A 15,238-nucleotide genomic window follows, 5' to 3' on the forward strand; every position below is an offset into this window, starting at 1 on the left:
GAAGCGCTCGCCCGCCTCGATGGCGGGGCCACGGTGAAGGCCCACCGAACCATGAAATTCGCCGGTGTGGTGCCCGGGGGTGGGTTGGTCTCCCTCTCAGGGGGCGGGCGCGGGTTACCCGTACAGGACGATGCGCGTGCGACACCGTGCCGTCCAGGCTGCCGTGCATGAAGTTGATCTCGAAGGGCAGCGGGATGCTGGTGGCCGGGGTCGCCGCGGTGGTGGCGAGTGGGCTGGTCGCCGTGCCGGCGGGACGTGCCGGGACGCCTCAGCGGACGGCGGAGAACGCGTCGGCCGGGTGCGTGCCGGTGCCGGGTGCGGTGTGCGGGACGGTGCGGGTGCCGCTGGTGCGGGCCCGCCCCGGGCTGGGGGACATCACCGTGGCCTACGCGTTGATCAAGCACCGCGACACGTCCCGGCCCGCCAGGGGAACCGTGACCATCAATCCGGGCGGCCCCGGCGATTCCGCGATCGCGTCCGCCTCCACCTATGCCCGCATGTTCGGCGGGCTGCTGAAGGACCATGACCTGCTGCTCGTCGATCCGCGCGGCGTCAACCGGTCCGACCCGGTCAGCTGCGGCGCGCTCGGTTCGCTGCCCGCGACACGCGAGGAGTTCGTGCGGGCGGTCGGCGAGTGCGGCCGGACGCTGGGCGCCGGGGCGCGCGGCTACACCTCCGCCGAGATCGCCGATGACATCGACGCCGTCCGCGCGGAGCTGGGCATCGCGCGGCTGGACTTGATCGGGGAGTCCTACGGCACCTACCTGATGACGGTCTACGCGAAACGGCACCCCGAGCGGGTGCGCTCGCTCGTGCTCTCCAGCGCCTACCCGCTCGCCGTGGACATGTGGGGACGTCCCAACGCGCGGGCCGCCCGCCGGGCGCTGCGGCTGGTCTGCGAACGCAGCGCCGGCGCCTGCGACGGCGACCAGGTGCTCCGCGACACCGCACGGCTCGCCCAGCGGCTGCGCACCCGGCCCGTCTCCTACACGCTGGGCGGACAGCGGCGGCGGCTCGACGACACCGCGCTGGCCTCGATCGTCTACGGGCTGGCCAAGACGGCGCCCGCCGGCCTCGGCGACGTCCCCGCGATGGTCAGCAGCGCACTGCGCTCCGACACCACGATGCTGATCGACGCGGCTCAGAAGACGGCCCCGCTGAGCGGGTCCTCACTGCGTCAGGACGACCCGCAGCCCTTCAACCCCGAACTGGCGGCGACCGTGGTCTGCAACGACTACCCGACGCTGTGGGACCGCGGGGCGCCGGTCCCCCTTCGGCTCCGGCAGTTCGCGGCCGGGCGCGCCGCACTGCCCGAGAGCGACTACTGGCCGTTCGGAAAGCGGGCCTGGACCAGCATGAGCTACGACCAGGGCAACACCTGCGTCCGCTGGCCCGACCGGCACGGCACGGGCCAGCCGACCGGCGGGCCGTTCCCCGACTCCCCGTCCTGGTGACCTCAGGTGACCTGGACGCCAACACTCCGACCGAGACGGGGCGGCAGGCCGCACGCCAGTTCCGCCGCGCCACGGTCGTGGAGGTGCCCAACGTCGGCCACGTGCCCGAACACGAGCCCAGCGGCTGCGTGGCCGGGATCCAGACCGGATTCGTCCGTGACCTGCGAGTCCCCGACACCTCCTGTCTGGCCGAGATCCCGCCCGCGCCGGTACGCCGGGGGTGACGGGTCAGGGGGTGTAGCGGGTCTGGGTGAAGGTGCCCTTGGTGAAGGCGAAGATCTTGGTCGGCTTCACGGCCAGGACGAGGGCTTCGCCCGCCTGGTGGACGAAGCCGGTGTCGGCCACCTCGTACTGCCACTGGCCGGTCCACTTGGTGGTCCAGACGGCGGCGAGGCGTTCGAGGGTGGGGCGGTCCGTGACGCGCCGGGCCTCGCCTTCGACCATGACATCGAGGCCCTGCGTCCAGTCGTTGCAGCCGGTCGTGAGGACGACGTGGGGGTTGTGCGAGAGGTTCACCGCCTTCTGCTCCTCCGGGCCCGTGCAGAAGTGCAGGGCGTCGTCGAGCCAGACCGCCACGAGGGGCGTGACGTGCGGGCGGCCGTCGGCGTGGACGGTCGTGATCCAGAAGAGCTGCGCCGTTTCGAGGGCCTTGAGGGTGGTGGCCCAGGGGGTCGCCTGGGCGGCGGGGTCGCTGAAGCGCTCGTCGAGCTGCGGTGTCGGGTTCTGCATGGTCATTCGCTCCGATCGATGGTGTCGCAGATGATGTGGTCGATGCGCGTCAGCGCCGTGAGGTCGGGCGTGAAGCGGTTGCGCATCACCGCGACGGCCACGCCCGTGTCGATGTCGGCGTAGGCGGCCGAGCCGTTCATGCCCGGCATGCCGAACGTCGATCCGGGGCGCGGGCGGGCGGGACGGTAGTCGCTGAAGCCGAACGCCCAGGTCGCCGGCATGTCCATGACCTCGTCCATGCCGTCGACGTGGACGGCCGCCATGTCGGCCAGGCGGGCGGGGGAGACCAGGTCGACGCCGTCGACGTGGCCCAGGAGGGCGGCGTAGACGCGAGCCGCGCCGCGGGCCGTCATCGTGCCGGCGGACGGGATGTCCGAGGTGAGAACGTCCGGGCGGTTGGCGTATGCGGCGTCGGGTCTGATGCCGGGCGGGAGTGACCGGTCGGCCGGAGCCGGGTCCGGTGGCGGTTCCGTCGGCGGTTCCTGATGGGCGACACGGGGCAGGTGCGCGGTGGGGACTCCGAAGTGCACGTCGTCCCCGACGCCGAGCGGCCGCGTGACGGCCTCGTGCAGCCACCAGGTCAGGGTGCGTCCGGTGGCGCGCCGTACGATCTCGCCGAGCAGGAACCCGAACGTCTGCGCGTGGTAGCCGAAGCGGGTGCCGGGCTCCCACCACGGTTCGGACGCGGCCAGAACGGCGCACATGTGGTCCCAGTCGCACAGGTCCTCGATCGTGGTGTCGTGCGGGGGTGCGGGCACGCCCGCGGTGTGGAGCAGGACGTGGCGGAGCGTCGTCTCGCCCTTGCCGTGGGCCGCGTACTCCGGCCAGACGTCGGCCGCGCGCATGTCGTAGGTGAGCTCGCCGCGCTCCACGAGCACATGGGCCACCGCCGACGCCACGCCCTTGGCGGTGGAAGCGGCGTAGAAGAGCGTGTCGGGTGTCACCGCGTGCTCAGGGGCGGCCATGCCCGCGACGACGTCGGCGACCGTCCGTCCGTTGTGGACGACCGCGATCTGCAGGCCCACCTCGGCGCCGGACGCCACCAGATCATCGGCCGCGTCTTGGAGTCTCTCCTGGAGGGACGTCATTGGACGCTCGCGCCGGGGGCTCTGCTCACGGGTCGGCCTGGCGGCGGGAGCACCGTTGTCGCTCGCGGCGGTATGGCGGGGCCTTCGCGGGGCATGGGTGCGGGCTCCTTCGGTCGGGATCGGGCGTCATGGTTCTCGCGGCGTCCATACAGACCTTCGTGCCCCCGCAGATTCATCGGTCCCACAGGCGGTGACTCGGACGTGCCGCCCGCACGCTGGACTGATCGCACCGTCCGGCCCGGAGAGCTACCCGAGCGTGCCCTGCCGACAGCCGTTGCGAGCGGGGCGCGCGCGGTGGGTCCGGTGATCGTGGGCCGCCCGCGCGCCCCCGTGGGCGCGGGCGGGACGATCGGACCGGCCCGTGCGCGCGGCCCCGCGCACGGGCCGGCGTCCGGCCCCGGCGCCGCGGCGGAGAAGGGCCGCGGCGAACGGGAGTCGGGTCGCCGGGCGGCGGCCCCGGTGGCCGGCACCACCGGGGCGCGCCCGGAACGCCGCCGTCCGGTCGGGACGAGGGACGGCGGCGGGGAGCGGCTCGAAAGAAAGTGTCCTAGAGGTCAGAAAACTCTGTCCAGCTGTTTGCAAGAACATCTTTAGATAAGTTCAGTGGGAAATGTCATCAGTTCCCGCCCAGCTGGCCGCATGGCCATTTGTCGTCGGACCGGTGGAACAGGTAGTAATGTCCCTCACCGTGTCACCGACCCTCGACGCCCTCCTGGACGGTCCGTCCGGGCTGCTCGACATGACGTTCGACCAGCTGCGGACGCTCCTGGTGGTGCATGAGACCGGGTCCGCGCTGCGGGCCGCGCGGGTGCTGGGGCGCGAGCAGTCCAGCGTCCAGAAGCAGCTCGACATACTGAACCGCAACAGCCAGAACCTCTGCGGCGAGGTGCTGACGGTCCGCCAGGGGCGCGGCAAGGACTTCCTGTTCACCCCCACCGGCGAGGCCACCGTCGAACTGGCGCGCATGACGTTCGACAAGTGGCTGGAATCCATTCACCTGAGCCGGCGCAGGCTGGGGCGGATGCTGACCGTCGGCACCACCGAGTTCACCCTGCCGATCGTGTCCCGGGCCTGGAACCGGGTGTCGGAGGAGTTCCGGCAGCGGGAGGTGGAGTTCAAGGTCGCCCACGTCCGCACGAAGGACGTGTGGTCGCGGCTGGAGAACCGGCAGGTCGACCTCGTCTGCGGGAGCATCGTCAGCACCCCCGAGGGCGATCTGCGGCTGAAGGAGTACGAGGTCATCGAGTACGCGCGGGGCCAGGCGCTGCTGCTGACCAACCTGCCGGAGAGCGAGCTGCCGGACGGGCCCGTCGAGACCAGCGCGCTCGGGCGCGTCCCGCTGGTGGTGCCGCCGGCCGGGCTGGTCGCCGACCTGCTCGCCACCTGGTACGGGCCGCACTACCGCGACCGCCTCAACGTCGTCGCCGACATCGACGACGTCCACTACGGGCTGTCGCTGCTGCGGTCCGGGTTCGTCCGCGGCTGCATGATCGTCACCGGGTCGATCGGGCGGGGCATGGCCGCGCAGGACGATCCCGACGCGGTGCCGCTGCGCGCCATCGGGCTGCACGACGACCTGGAGCCCAAGGCCGAACTGATGACGGGCGCGTTCGTCCGCCGCGCCGACCTGGAGCGCTACGGGCCGGGGCACCCCCTCAACCGCCTCTGGGCGGCGGTCAAGGAGGACGTCCGCACCTACACCCCGCTCGCCTGACCCCGCGCCCGGACCCAACTCGAGCGCCCGGGCCCTACTTGATCTGGTTGTCGACCACGTCGAGGGTCGGGCGGGCGCCGAGGTGCTTCATCGCGCGGGCGGCGAGCCGGCAGCCGGCGGTGAGCGCGTCGGCGGGCTGCTTGCCGTCCAGCCAGGGCGGCAGGAACCCGGCGACGAACGCGTCCCCGGCGCCGGTGCCGTCGATGATCTTCTCGACGGGTTCGGCGGCGACGGTGACGGGCTCGGGCCGGCCGTTGGTGTACCAGAGGGCGCCGTCGGAGCCGTTCTTGATGACGACCTGCGGATACCAGGCGGTCAGCACCTTGGCGGCCTGCTCCGGCGTGTCGCGGCCGGTGAGGATCTCGGCCTCTTTGGCGTTGACGACCAGCAGCCGCGCGCCCTGCGTCCACTCCAGGAACGGCTCGGCGCCCATCCGCTTGAGCGGGGAGGACGACCCGCCGTCCACCGAGACGGACATCTGCGCCTTGCGGGCGAGGTCCAGGGTGTGGATGGCGGCCTTCCGGGAGCCCTCGTTGATCAGCGAGTAGCCGGACAGGTGCAGGTGCGTGCCCTGGTTGAACAGGTCTTTGCAGCGCTCGATGTCCTCGGGGAGGAGCGCGCCGTTGGCACCGGGATCGGACAGCATCGTCCGGTCGCCTTTGTGCGTGACCATGACCACGCAGGTGCCGGTGGGACGCTCCTGGTCCATGACGAGGCGGGCGTCGACGCCGTACCCCATCATCTCCATGTCCCGGTTCCGGCCCGCGATGTCGGAGCCGCGGCGGCCGACGAACGCGACCTCGACCCCTTCCAAGGCGAGCCAGGCCGCCACGTTGGCGCCGGAGCCGCCCCCGTGGGTCGTTACAGCGGCGGGCGTGTCGCTCCCCTTCGCCAGGGGATACGCGGCACGCGCCACGGTGTCTGTCATGAGATCGCCGACCACGACCACGCGCGTCATGGAGTCATCACCTCGATCAACACGGCCCGCGCGAGCGGCAAGTCTGGACGTGTGCTCGACCGTAACAGCTCCGGAGCCCCGATTAGGTCTCGAACGCGCAGCGAAACGCGGGGAAGACCGTTTTTCCCGGCGCGGCCCCAGGAGCGTCCGTGCCTTACCCTCGGGTACGTGACCGAGCGTTACCCGGATCAGTGGGAGGCCGACGTCGTGCTCAGCGACGGCGGGACGGCCCACCTGCGTCCCATCCGGCCCGATGACGCCGACCTCCTGCGCTCCTTCCACGAGCGGCTGTCCCCGGAGTCGATCTACTACCGGTTCTTCTCGCCGCGCCCCCACCTGTCGGACCGCGACGTCGAACATTTCACGACCGTGGACCACGACCGGCGTGTCGCGCTGATCGCCACGATCGCGGGGGTGATGGTGGCGGTCGTCCGCTATGACCGGCTCGGCGACCGGCCGGAGACCGCGGAGGTCGCGTTCCTCGTGGAGGACGCGCACCAGGGCCGCGGCCTCGGCGCGGTGCTGCTGGAGCACATCGCGGCGGCGGCGCGAGAGCGGGGCGTGCGCCGGTTCGTGGCGAGCGTGCTGCCCGACAACCGCCGGATGACGCGGGTGTTCCGGGAGGCGGGCTACCGGGCGGAGCAGCGGTTCGAGGAGGGCGTGATCGAGCTCGTCCTCGACCTGGAGCCGACCGACACCTCGCTGGAGGTCATGACGGCCCGCGAGCACCGGGCCGAGTCGCGGTCGATCCAGCGGCTGCTGTTCCCCGGGTCGGTGGCGGTGATCGGGGCGAGCCGCGCGGAGCACAGCGTGGGGCAGACCGTCCTGCGGAACCTGCTCGCCGGGGACTTCAGCGGGCCGGTGTACCCGGTGCATCCGACGGCGGTCGCCGTGGCGGGGGTGCGCGCGTACGCGTCCGTCCTGGACATTCCCGACGATGTGGATCTCGCGGTCGTCGCCGTCCGCGCCGACAGCGTCCACGGGGTCGTGGAGCAGTGCGCGGCCAAGGGCGTGCGGGGCCTGGTCGTGGTCTCGTCCGGCTTCGGTGAGGTCGGCGAGGAGGGGCGCGCCAACCAGAAGGAACTCGTCAGCCTCGCGCGCGCGTATGGAATGCGCGTCGTGGGCCCCAACTGCCTGGGCATCGCCAACACCGACACGGATGTGCGGCTCAACGCGACCTTGGCGCCGACCATGCCGGGGCGCGGGCCGGTCGGTTTCTTCTCCCAGTCCGGTGCGCTCGGCATCGCCATCTTGCAGCGGACGGCCGAACGCGGCCTCGGCCTGTCCACCTTCGTGTCCGCGGGCAACAGGGCGGACGTCTCAGGCAACGACCTCATGCAGTACTGGGAGGAGGACCCGGCGACCAAGGCCGTCCTGCTGTACCTGGAGTCGCTGGGCAACCCCCGCAAGTTCGCGCGGCTGGCGCGCCGGCTGGGCCGCCGCAAGCCGATCGTCGCGGTGAAGAGCGGCCGCAGCACCCAGGGCGTCCCGCTGGGGCACGCGGCGCGCGCGCTCACGCTGCCCGACCACGCGGTCAGCGCGCTGTTCGAGCAGGCCGGCGTCATCCGGGTCGAGGACCTCGCCGAGCTGTTCGACGTCGCGCAGGTGCTGGCCTACCAGCCCCTCCCCGCCGGGGACCGCATCGCGATCATCGACAACTCCAACTCGCTCGGGCTGCTCGCGCAGGACGAGGCGGTGGCGCACGGCCTGCAGGTCAGGCCGCGCATCGACCTCGGCCCCGGCGCGGACGCCGACGACTACGAGGCCGCCCTCGCCGCCGCGCTCGACGACGACACGGTGGACGCGGTCGTGGCGCTGTTCACCCCGCCGACGATCGGCGGCTACGACGTGCGCGTCCCGGAGAAGATGCTCCGGCTCGCCGCCGGCGCCGGCAAACCGGTCGTCGCGACCTACCTGGGCACCGAGGGCATGCCCGCCGAACTGCGCGTCCCCGGCCCGGACGGGATGCCCGCCGAGGGCTCGGTGCCGTCCTACACCTCGCCTGAGGACGCCGTGCGCGCCCTCGCGTACGTGATCAGGTACGCGCAGTGGCGGCGGCGCCCCGCGGGCCGCATGCCGGTGTTCGAGGACGTGGACCGCGACCGCGCCCGCGTCCTCGTCGCGGAATGGCTCGGCGACGGCGGCCCGGTGGACGTCCCGGCGAAGAAGGCGGCGGAGCTGCTCGCCTGCTACGGCATCGAGGTCGCCGACGGCGGGGACGGCGTGCCGACCCGCGTCGTCGTCCGGGAGGACCGCTCGTTCGGCGCGCTGATCTCGTTCGGCATCGCCGACGAGACCGCGGAGCTGCTCGACGACCGCGCCTACCGGCTGTCCCCGCTCGCGGACGTGGACGCCGCGGAGATGATCCGCGCGATCCGCACGGCGCCGCTGCTGCTCGGCCACCGGGGCGCCGAACCCGTGGACGTCAAGGCCCTCGAACGGCTGCTGCTGCGCGCGTCGCGCCTCGGCTACGACCTCCCCGAGGTGGCGCGCCTGGAGCTGGACCCCGTCATGGTGGACGGCCACGGCGTCACGGTGCGCGCGGTGAAGCTGACGCTGGAGCGCCCCCTCGGCCCCCGCGCCGAAATGGGCCCCCGCCGCCTCTGAGGCGCGGCCTGCTAGCCCGGTGGGCCGGGCGGGCGCGGCTCCGGGGTCGGCGGGACGGGGTCTGGCTCCGGTCCTGGCGGGATCGGCTCCGGCGGCGGCGCCGGGGGAGTCGGCTCCGGCGCGGGGCCGGGCGGCGTGGGCTCCGGCGGCGGCCCCGGCGGGACCGGTTCGGGCGACGGGCCGGGCGGAACGGGCCCGGGCGGCCGCGGCGGCGGGCCCGGGTAGGGGCCCGGCGGCGGTTCGGGAGGCACCGGGGGCTCCGGCGTGGGGGCCGGGTCCGGGGTGGGCGGCGGCACCGGCGGCGGGGTCGGCAGTGGATGCTCGTCCATGCCCCCCACCTACCCCGCGGGGGCGCGAATGACCGCGCGGCGGGCCGTCATGTGCGCGTCCGCCACGGACAGGGCAGGATGGGGCCATGAGGGAAACCCGAGCGACCGCCAACGGGTTGCGCACGGCGATCGAGCGCAGCGGTTACTACCCGGCCCTGGTCGCGGACGCGGTCGAGTCGGCCGTCGGTGACGAGCCCGTCGTCGCCTACGTCGTGCACCACGAGGCGACCTTCGACCCGGCGATGGAGGTGCGGCGGCACGTGACCGTGCTCGTGCTGTCCGCGACCCGGCTGCTGGTGTGCCACACCGACGAGCATCCGCCCGGCGAGGGCATGGCCCAGCCGCACGCGTCCACCACCACCGAGGCCGTCAAGCTGGAGCGCGTCCAGTCGGTCGCGGTGACGCGGGTCGTCCCGGACCCGGCGTCCTACGTGCCGGGCGTCCCGCCCACCGAGGTCGTGCTGACCATCGGCTGGGGCGCGATCGCCCACATCGATCTCGAACCCGCCACCTGCGGCGACGAGAACTGCGAGGCCGACCACGGCTACACCGGGAGCGTCACCGCCGACGACCTGTCCCTGCGGGTCAGCGAGGCGGCCGACGGCGCGGACGCCGTCACCCAGGTCCTGGCCTTCGCCGAGGAGCTCTCGGCGGCGACCGCCCGGTGACCGGAGTGGAGCGCCAGCGGAGCGTAGGGAGCCGGGCGGTCCGCTTTTGCGGGGGGTGTGGGGGGTCGCCCCCCACGGGGAGGACGGCCCGGTGACCGGAGTGGAGCGCCAGTTGCCTCCCACGGGGAGGGTCGCCCGGTGAGGGAGGTTCCTGTACCTCGGTATGGGGCCGGGGCGCTTTCTGATCTTCCCGGGTCGGTGCTGGCGGCGCTCGGCGTGCCGGGTGCGGTGAACGTGCTGGGGCTGCCCGAGTTGCCGCGCGCGTGCGTTCTGCTCGTGGACGGGCTCGGCTGGGAGCAGCTCAGGGCGCATCCGGACGAGGCCCCCTTCCTGAACGCGATGGACGGCGGCCCGATCACGGCCGGGTTCCCGGCGACGACCGTCACCAGCCTGGCGTCGCTGGCGACGGGGGCGCCGCCCGGCGGGCACGGGCTGCTGGGCCTGCAGGTGGCGGTGCCCGGCACCGGCCGGCTGCTGAACTGCCTGCACTGGAAGGACGACGACCCGGATCCGGCGGCGTTCCAGCCCGTCCCGACCGCGTACGAGCGGGCGGCGGCGGACGGCGTCGAGGTCGGCTACATCTCGCTGCGCCAGCACAAGCGGTCGGGGCTGAGCCGGGCGACCGCCCGCGGCGCCGAGTACCTGTCCGCCGAGGGCCTCGGGCAGCTCGTCGGGCGCGCCGAGGCGGCGCTGCGCCGCGGTGACCGCGCCTACGTCACCGCCTACCACGCCGACCTGGACGGGACCGGCCACCGCTTCGGCGTCGGGTCCGCCGACTGGCGGCACCAGCTGCGGTTCGTGGACGTGCTCGCCCAGCAGATCGCGGCGGTGCTGCCGCCGGGTGCGGCCCTGTACGTGACGGCCGACCACGGCATGGTCGACCCGTCCGAGCGGGTGGACGCCGACACCGTCCCCGAGCTGCGGGACGGCGTGGCGCTCCTCGGCGGGGACGCCCGCGCCCGGTACGTCTACAGCGAGCCCGGCGCCCACGACGACGTGCTCGCCGCCTGGACGGCCTTGCTCGGCGACCGCGCCTGGGTCGTGCCGCGCGAGCAGGCCGTGGCGGACGGCTGGTTCGGCCCCCTCGGCGACGGCATGCGCGAGCGCATCGGCGACGTGATCGCCGTCCCGCGCACCGATCTCGCGATCGTCGCGTCCGAGCGGGAGCCGTGGCTGAACCGGATGGTCGGCATGCACGGCTCCCTCGTCCCGGCGGAGCAGCTCGTGCCGCTGCTCGCCACGTCCCGTCCCTGACACACAGCGGATATGAGATGAACCAGGATTCGCCCCTCCCTAATCAGGGCATTTACGCGCAAACTGGCCGTGTGCACCCTCTCATCGAAGTGCCCGCGCTGGACCGGCTGCTCCGGCGGCAGGCGCCCGTGGTCCTGCTGGACGTCCGATGGCATCTGGCGGGTCCGCCGGGGATCGAGTCCTACCGCAAGGGTCACCTGCCGGGCGCCGTGTTCGTCGACCTCGACCGCGACGTGGCGGGCCCGCCCGGGAGCGGCGGCCGGCACCCCCTTCCCGAGCCCGCCGTCTTCGAGGCGGCCATGCGCCGCGCGGGCGTGTCGCACGACAGCCTGGTCGTGGTGTACGACGACGCCGACTCCACCTCCGCCGCCCGCGTCTGGTGGTCGCTGCGCTACTTCGGGCACGACCGGGTGCGCGTCCTGGACGGCGGCTACCGCGCCTGGACGGAGGCGGGCCTCCGGCTGAGCACGGCCGAGCCCGAGGTGAAGCCGGGCGACTTCATTGCCAACCCGGGCCGGCTGCCCGTGCTGGACGCGGAGGGCGCCGCCGAGCTGGCGAAGGCGGGCGTCCTGCTCGACGCGCGCGCCGCCGAGCGCTACCGCGGCGAGCAGGAGCCGATCGACCCGGTCGCGGGTCACATTCCGGGGGCCCGGAACGCTCCGACGTCCGGAAACGTCGGCGTGGACGGCCGTTTCCTGCCGCCCGGGCTGCTGCGCGAGCGCTTCGCCCAACTCGGCGCCACCGACGCCCTCGACGTCGGCGCCTACTGCGGTTCCGGGGTGACCGCCGCCCACGAGATCCTCGCCCTCAACCTCGCCGGCATCCCCGCGGCCCTCTACGTCGGCTCCTGGTCGGACTGGGTGAGCGACCCGTCCAACCCCGTCGCGACCGGCGACGCCTGACCCGGCTCTCACCCGCCCCCTCACCCCGCGCCCATCGCCAGGAAACCGGTGGTGGCCGGGGTGCGGGGGAGCGCGGCGAGGGCCTCGGCGGGGCGGCGGCCGGACGCCACGGCCGCGTGGAAGGCCGCCATGAACTCCGGGGTCGCCTCGTCGCGGACGGGAGTGACGCTGGCGATCACCGTGGCGGTGCCGAGGGCGAGGAGCGCGCCGGCCATGCCGAGGACGGCGTCGCCCTCGCCGGCGCGGCCGATGTCGCAGGCCGACAGCACGACCAGGTGCGGCGCGGCGGCCATCTCGTCGAGGTCGTGCACCATCAGCGGGCCGCCGGCGAGGCGCAGCCGCGAGAACAGGGCATTGCTCTCGCGGAACTCGCCGTGCGCGGCGATGTGGGCGAGGGACGCGCCGTCCAGGGCGTCCCGGACGGCCTCCGCGCGCGCTTGCACGCCCGTCAGGACGCGCGCCTGAGGGTGGAGCCGCTGGAGCGCGGCGACCTCCCGTTCGGCGTGGCGCAGATCGGGACCCGCGACCAGGACGGCGTGCCCGCCGGGAGGAGCCGCCGCATGAGCCTGGAGCCAGGCGCTCGCGGACGGGACGACCGTGAAGGGCCGCCCGGCCAGCGACGGCAGCGCCGCCCACGGCAGGCCGTGCAGGGCGCCGGTCGGGGCGATGACGAGGTCGTGGTCGCCGGTGACAGGGCTCAGCGGGCCGAGCAGGAGCCGGTCGAGGCGCTCCGCCGCGCCGGTGAGGGTCGCGAGGGCCTGCGGGTCGTCCCGTTCGGCGAGGCGGCGCGCGGCGAACCGGAGGAGGCCGGTCTCGCGGTCGACGCCCTCGCACGGCCCGAGGGGGTGGCGGCGCGGCAGCCCGTCCGCGACGGTGACGGCGTGCAGCTCGCCGCCGGTCGCGACCAGCTCGACGAGGACCCGGTCGCCCAGCGCCGCGGCGATCTCGGCGGGCTCGGCGGTGCGGGGCGGCGCGGCCCCGGACGGGCGGCACCGCGTCCGTGACCGGATCCGCGCCTCCAGCGCCCCCAGGTCCGGCGCGAGCGCGGACGGCCCGCCGCCGCGCGCGGTGTCGGCGGTGTGGCCGGCGCTCAGCGCGCGGAGGGCGGCCAGCGCGGCGGCGCGCTCGGGGTCGGCGGGCGGGCGGACCCGCACCGGCCGCGCGATCGCCCGGCGCCGCTCCTCCACGGCGAGCAGTTCCGCCGCCGAACGGGCCAGGGCGAGGCCCATCTCGGCCAGCTCGGCGGCGAACCCGGCCGCGCGGGCGCGCAGGTCGAGCGCGCCGAGCACCTCCGCGTGCTCCTCGGTCACCCGCAGCCCCGCGTTGACGGCGGCCACGGCGCCCTCACGGTCGTGCCGCGCGGCGCGTTCGAGGGCGAGGGCGTGCCAGGCGGCGATCTGGGTGGACGCACGGCCCCGCGAACGCCCGACGGACGACAGCAGGTGCCCGGCGGGCCTGCCCAGTTCCAGCGCAACGCGCGCCGCCACGATGCGGGCCTCGTCGGCGGCGTCGGACCAGCCGCCGCCCTCCAGCCGCTCGGCCGTCGCCGCCGCCGAACGGAGCAGGACCGGGGAGCGTTCACCGCACGCCCATCTGGCCCTGAGTAAGGCGTGCTCGGCCAGGAGCATCCATCCTGTGCGCTCCTGCTCGGCGAACATGGTGCGGGCGTGCTCGGCTGCGGCGGTGGCGTCCTCCGGGTTGCCGCCGGCCAGTTCGGCGTGGGCGAGGAGCAGGAAACCGTCCGCGACATCGCACCCGTACCCGTTCGCCATGGCCGCCTCCAAGGCGGCGGTCAGGACGGGACGCGCCTCATCTGCCAGACCCGCCATGATGAGGGTCTCCGCCTGGTCGAACCGGCACTGCGCCAGGCGCTCACCGGTCAGGCCCGGCTCGGCCTCTGCGAAGAGGCGAAGCGCGCGCGGGGCGTCCCCACGCCGCGATAGCGCGAAGGCCAGGTTGCCCTTCGACATCGCCGTCTGATGGCTCAGCCCAGCGGCCTCACCCACGGCGACGGCCTCCGCCAGGGCCTGTTCAGCACCGTCGTAGTCACCGCGAAAGGCGCACGCCAGACCCAGATTGGTGAGGAGGCCGTTCAACGCGGCCGCGTCATGGCCCTCGCGTAACCGGGGCAGGGCGGCCTCGGCCACCGCATGGGCCTCGTCCAGCCGTCCGGCCCGGGCCAGGGCGCATGCCCTGTTCGCGGCGAGCCTGTCAGCGTCACGGCCGTGCAGAACGGGCTGCGCCTCGTCCGCGCGGGCGAGGGCCTCGTTGACGTCGCCGCGCGCCGTGAGCAGGCCGACGAGGTTCATCCGCACCTGTGCGGCCGTGTAGCCCTCGGCGAGGCGCAGGGCGCGGTCCAGGTGGGCGATGCCCTCGTCCAGCCGCCCCAGCTCCTTGGCCGCCAGCCCCGCCACCCGCAGCGCGAGGACATCGCCGCCGTCGTCGTCGAGCAGCTCTCGCGCCCGCGCCCACGCGGTCGCCGGGTCCGTCGCCGCCAACGCCAGCAGCGCGCTCTCGTCCGGCCCGGTCACAGATGGATCCAGCTCGTCACGATCGAGGAGCCGTCCTCCAGCCGGAACACGAGGCTGACCAGCCCCTCCGGGACGCGCGGGACGCAGAACAGCCCGGCCGGCTCGGTCCGCGCGCTGATCCCGCCCGGCGGCAGGTCGCGGTGCCGGATTTCGACGAGCGCCGCCGCGGACGGGACGAGCCGCCCGCTGATCTCCCGCTCCCGGCCCTGCTCGGCCACCTCGATCTCCACCTCCCGGCCGGGGCAGCTGAACGTCAGCGTCCGGCACGCCCCGCCGCGCACCCCGGCCGCCGTCCGGCCGCCGCGGTCGTGCGCCAGCTCCGCCAGCGCCGCGGCCGGGAGCCGCCACGCGATCGACGCGCGCGCCGCCGCCAGCACGTCGGCGGGCACGGGGTCCAGGACCTCGAAGGCGTCCCGGACCCCGGACATCAGCTCGTCGTCGTTCACGGGACGAGCCTCCGCAGCGCCTCCAGGCAGCGCGCCCGGGTCGGCGCCACGCTGCCGACCGGGATGCCGAGCGCGGCGGCCAGCTCGGCGTGGCTCGGCGCCAGCGCGAACAGCCGCAGCAGCGTCCGGCAGCGGCGCGGCAGCGTGTCGAGCGCGGCGCCGACCCGGCCGAGCCGGTCGCGGTCGGCGACGACCCGCTCGGGGCCCGGCTCCGGCCGCCGGGGCGCCGGCACCAGCGGCACGTCGCGGCTCCTGCGCCGCACCAGCCGCAGGCTCTCGTTCCGCGCCGTGGTGGCCAGCCAGCAGCCGGTGGCCGCCGGGTCCCGCAACCCGTCGATCCGCTCCACCAGCCGCAGCCACGTCGTCTGCACCACGTCGCCCGCGTCGGCGTCGTTCAATCCGTGCGAGCGGGCGATCGACCACAGCAGCGCGCTGTGCCGCTCGACCAGCCGGGCCCACGCGTCACCGTCGCCGCCGCGCGCCCGGACCACCAGCTCGTCCGTTCCGTCCTTATGGGCCACCGAAGTCTCCTCCCGAGGCCCCCCGCTTATTGCTGAC

Annotated in this window: 13 protein-coding genes; 7 read left to right on the forward strand and 6 right to left on the reverse strand. The window is 74.3% G+C overall.

The window, feature by feature from the left end; translation table 11 throughout:
* Positions 1-167 precede the first annotated feature (167 nt).
* Both ACGFI1_RS42250 and ACGFI1_RS42255 read left to right on the forward strand, forming a co-directional pair.
* On the forward strand, positions 168-1,454 hold the full coding sequence (locus ACGFI1_RS42250; protein WP_392793289.1) for an alpha/beta fold hydrolase: 1,287 nt from the start codon (positions 168-170) through the stop codon (positions 1,452-1,454).
* Complete coding sequence (locus ACGFI1_RS42255) at positions 1,451-1,678, forward strand: alpha/beta hydrolase (protein ID WP_392793291.1); 228 nt, start codon at positions 1,451-1,453, stop codon at positions 1,676-1,678. Before ACGFI1_RS42250 ends, ACGFI1_RS42255 begins: the two co-directional genes overlap by 4 nt.
* A 4-nt stretch (positions 1,679-1,682) precedes the next feature.
* Here the strand turns inward: ACGFI1_RS42255 and ACGFI1_RS42260 are convergent, their stop codons facing one another.
* Together ACGFI1_RS42260 and ACGFI1_RS42265 are read right to left on the reverse strand one after the other, a co-directional pair.
* On the reverse strand, positions 1,683-2,189 hold the full coding sequence (locus tag ACGFI1_RS42260; RefSeq protein WP_301174811.1) for a pyridoxamine 5'-phosphate oxidase family protein: 507 nt from the start codon (positions 2,187-2,189) through the stop codon (positions 1,683-1,685).
* Positions 2,186-3,271, reverse strand: a complete 1,086-nt coding sequence (locus tag ACGFI1_RS42265) for a serine hydrolase domain-containing protein (protein WP_392793293.1) — start codon at positions 3,269-3,271, stop codon at positions 2,186-2,188. The genes ACGFI1_RS42260 and ACGFI1_RS42265 overlap by 4 nt, the downstream gene beginning before the upstream one ends.
* Positions 3,272-3,959: 688 nt before the next feature.
* Here ACGFI1_RS42265 and ACGFI1_RS42270 point away from each other — a divergent pair.
* On the forward strand, positions 3,960-4,985 hold the full coding sequence (locus ACGFI1_RS42270; protein WP_205719696.1) for a LysR family transcriptional regulator: 1,026 nt from the start codon (positions 3,960-3,962) through the stop codon (positions 4,983-4,985).
* Between the two features lie 34 nt (positions 4,986-5,019).
* Here ACGFI1_RS42270 and ACGFI1_RS42275 read toward each other — a convergent pair whose 3' ends face one another.
* Positions 5,020-5,943, reverse strand: a complete 924-nt coding sequence (locus ACGFI1_RS42275; protein WP_138641624.1) for a carbohydrate kinase family protein — start codon at positions 5,941-5,943, stop codon at positions 5,020-5,022.
* 168 nt (positions 5,944-6,111) lie between these two features.
* Here ACGFI1_RS42275 and ACGFI1_RS42280 point away from each other — a divergent pair, with 168 nt between their 5' ends.
* The 4 genes from ACGFI1_RS42280 to ACGFI1_RS42295 all read left to right on the forward strand — a co-directional run bounded on the left by ACGFI1_RS42280 (position 6,112) and on the right by ACGFI1_RS42295 (position 11,703).
* Entirely contained in the window at positions 6,112-8,550 is a 2,439-nt protein-coding gene (locus ACGFI1_RS42280) for a bifunctional acetate--CoA ligase family protein/GNAT family N-acetyltransferase (RefSeq protein ID WP_387074249.1), read from the forward strand.
* Positions 8,551-8,965: 415 nt separating this feature from the next.
* On the forward strand, positions 8,966-9,547 hold the full coding sequence (locus tag ACGFI1_RS42285) for a DUF5998 family protein (RefSeq protein ID WP_301177027.1): 582 nt from the start codon (positions 8,966-8,968) through the stop codon (positions 9,545-9,547).
* Between the two features lie 198 nt (positions 9,548-9,745).
* Positions 9,746-10,801: an alkaline phosphatase family protein gene (locus ACGFI1_RS42290; RefSeq protein ID WP_392793296.1), complete on the forward strand. Its 1,056-nt coding sequence runs from the start codon at positions 9,746-9,748 to the stop codon at positions 10,799-10,801.
* A gap of 71 nt (positions 10,802-10,872) precedes the next feature.
* Positions 10,873-11,703, forward strand: coding sequence for a sulfurtransferase (locus ACGFI1_RS42295; RefSeq protein WP_386871088.1), 831 nt, complete (start codon positions 10,873-10,875; stop codon positions 11,701-11,703).
* 20 nt (positions 11,704-11,723) lie between these two features.
* Here the strand turns inward: ACGFI1_RS42295 and ACGFI1_RS42300 are convergent, their stop codons facing one another.
* From ACGFI1_RS42300 to ACGFI1_RS42310, 3 genes are read right to left on the reverse strand one after another with little or no spacing between them, the layout of a single operon-like run.
* Complete coding sequence (locus ACGFI1_RS42300) at positions 11,724-14,234, reverse strand: CHAT domain-containing protein (RefSeq protein WP_392793298.1); 2,511 nt, start codon at positions 14,232-14,234, stop codon at positions 11,724-11,726.
* Positions 14,231-14,680: a hypothetical protein gene (locus ACGFI1_RS42305; RefSeq protein ID WP_386871092.1), complete on the reverse strand. Its 450-nt coding sequence runs from the start codon at positions 14,678-14,680 to the stop codon at positions 14,231-14,233. Before ACGFI1_RS42305 ends, ACGFI1_RS42300 begins: the two co-directional genes overlap by 4 nt.
* Positions 14,677-15,201, reverse strand: coding sequence for an RNA polymerase sigma factor (locus ACGFI1_RS42310; protein ID WP_138637218.1), 525 nt, complete (start codon positions 15,199-15,201; stop codon positions 14,677-14,679). The genes ACGFI1_RS42305 and ACGFI1_RS42310 overlap by 4 nt, the downstream gene beginning before the upstream one ends.
* Positions 15,202-15,238 lie beyond the last annotated feature (37 nt).

The organism is Actinomadura geliboluensis, from assembly GCF_043197915.1.
Lineage (GTDB): Bacteria > Actinomycetota > Actinomycetes > Streptosporangiales > Streptosporangiaceae > Spirillospora > Spirillospora geliboluensis.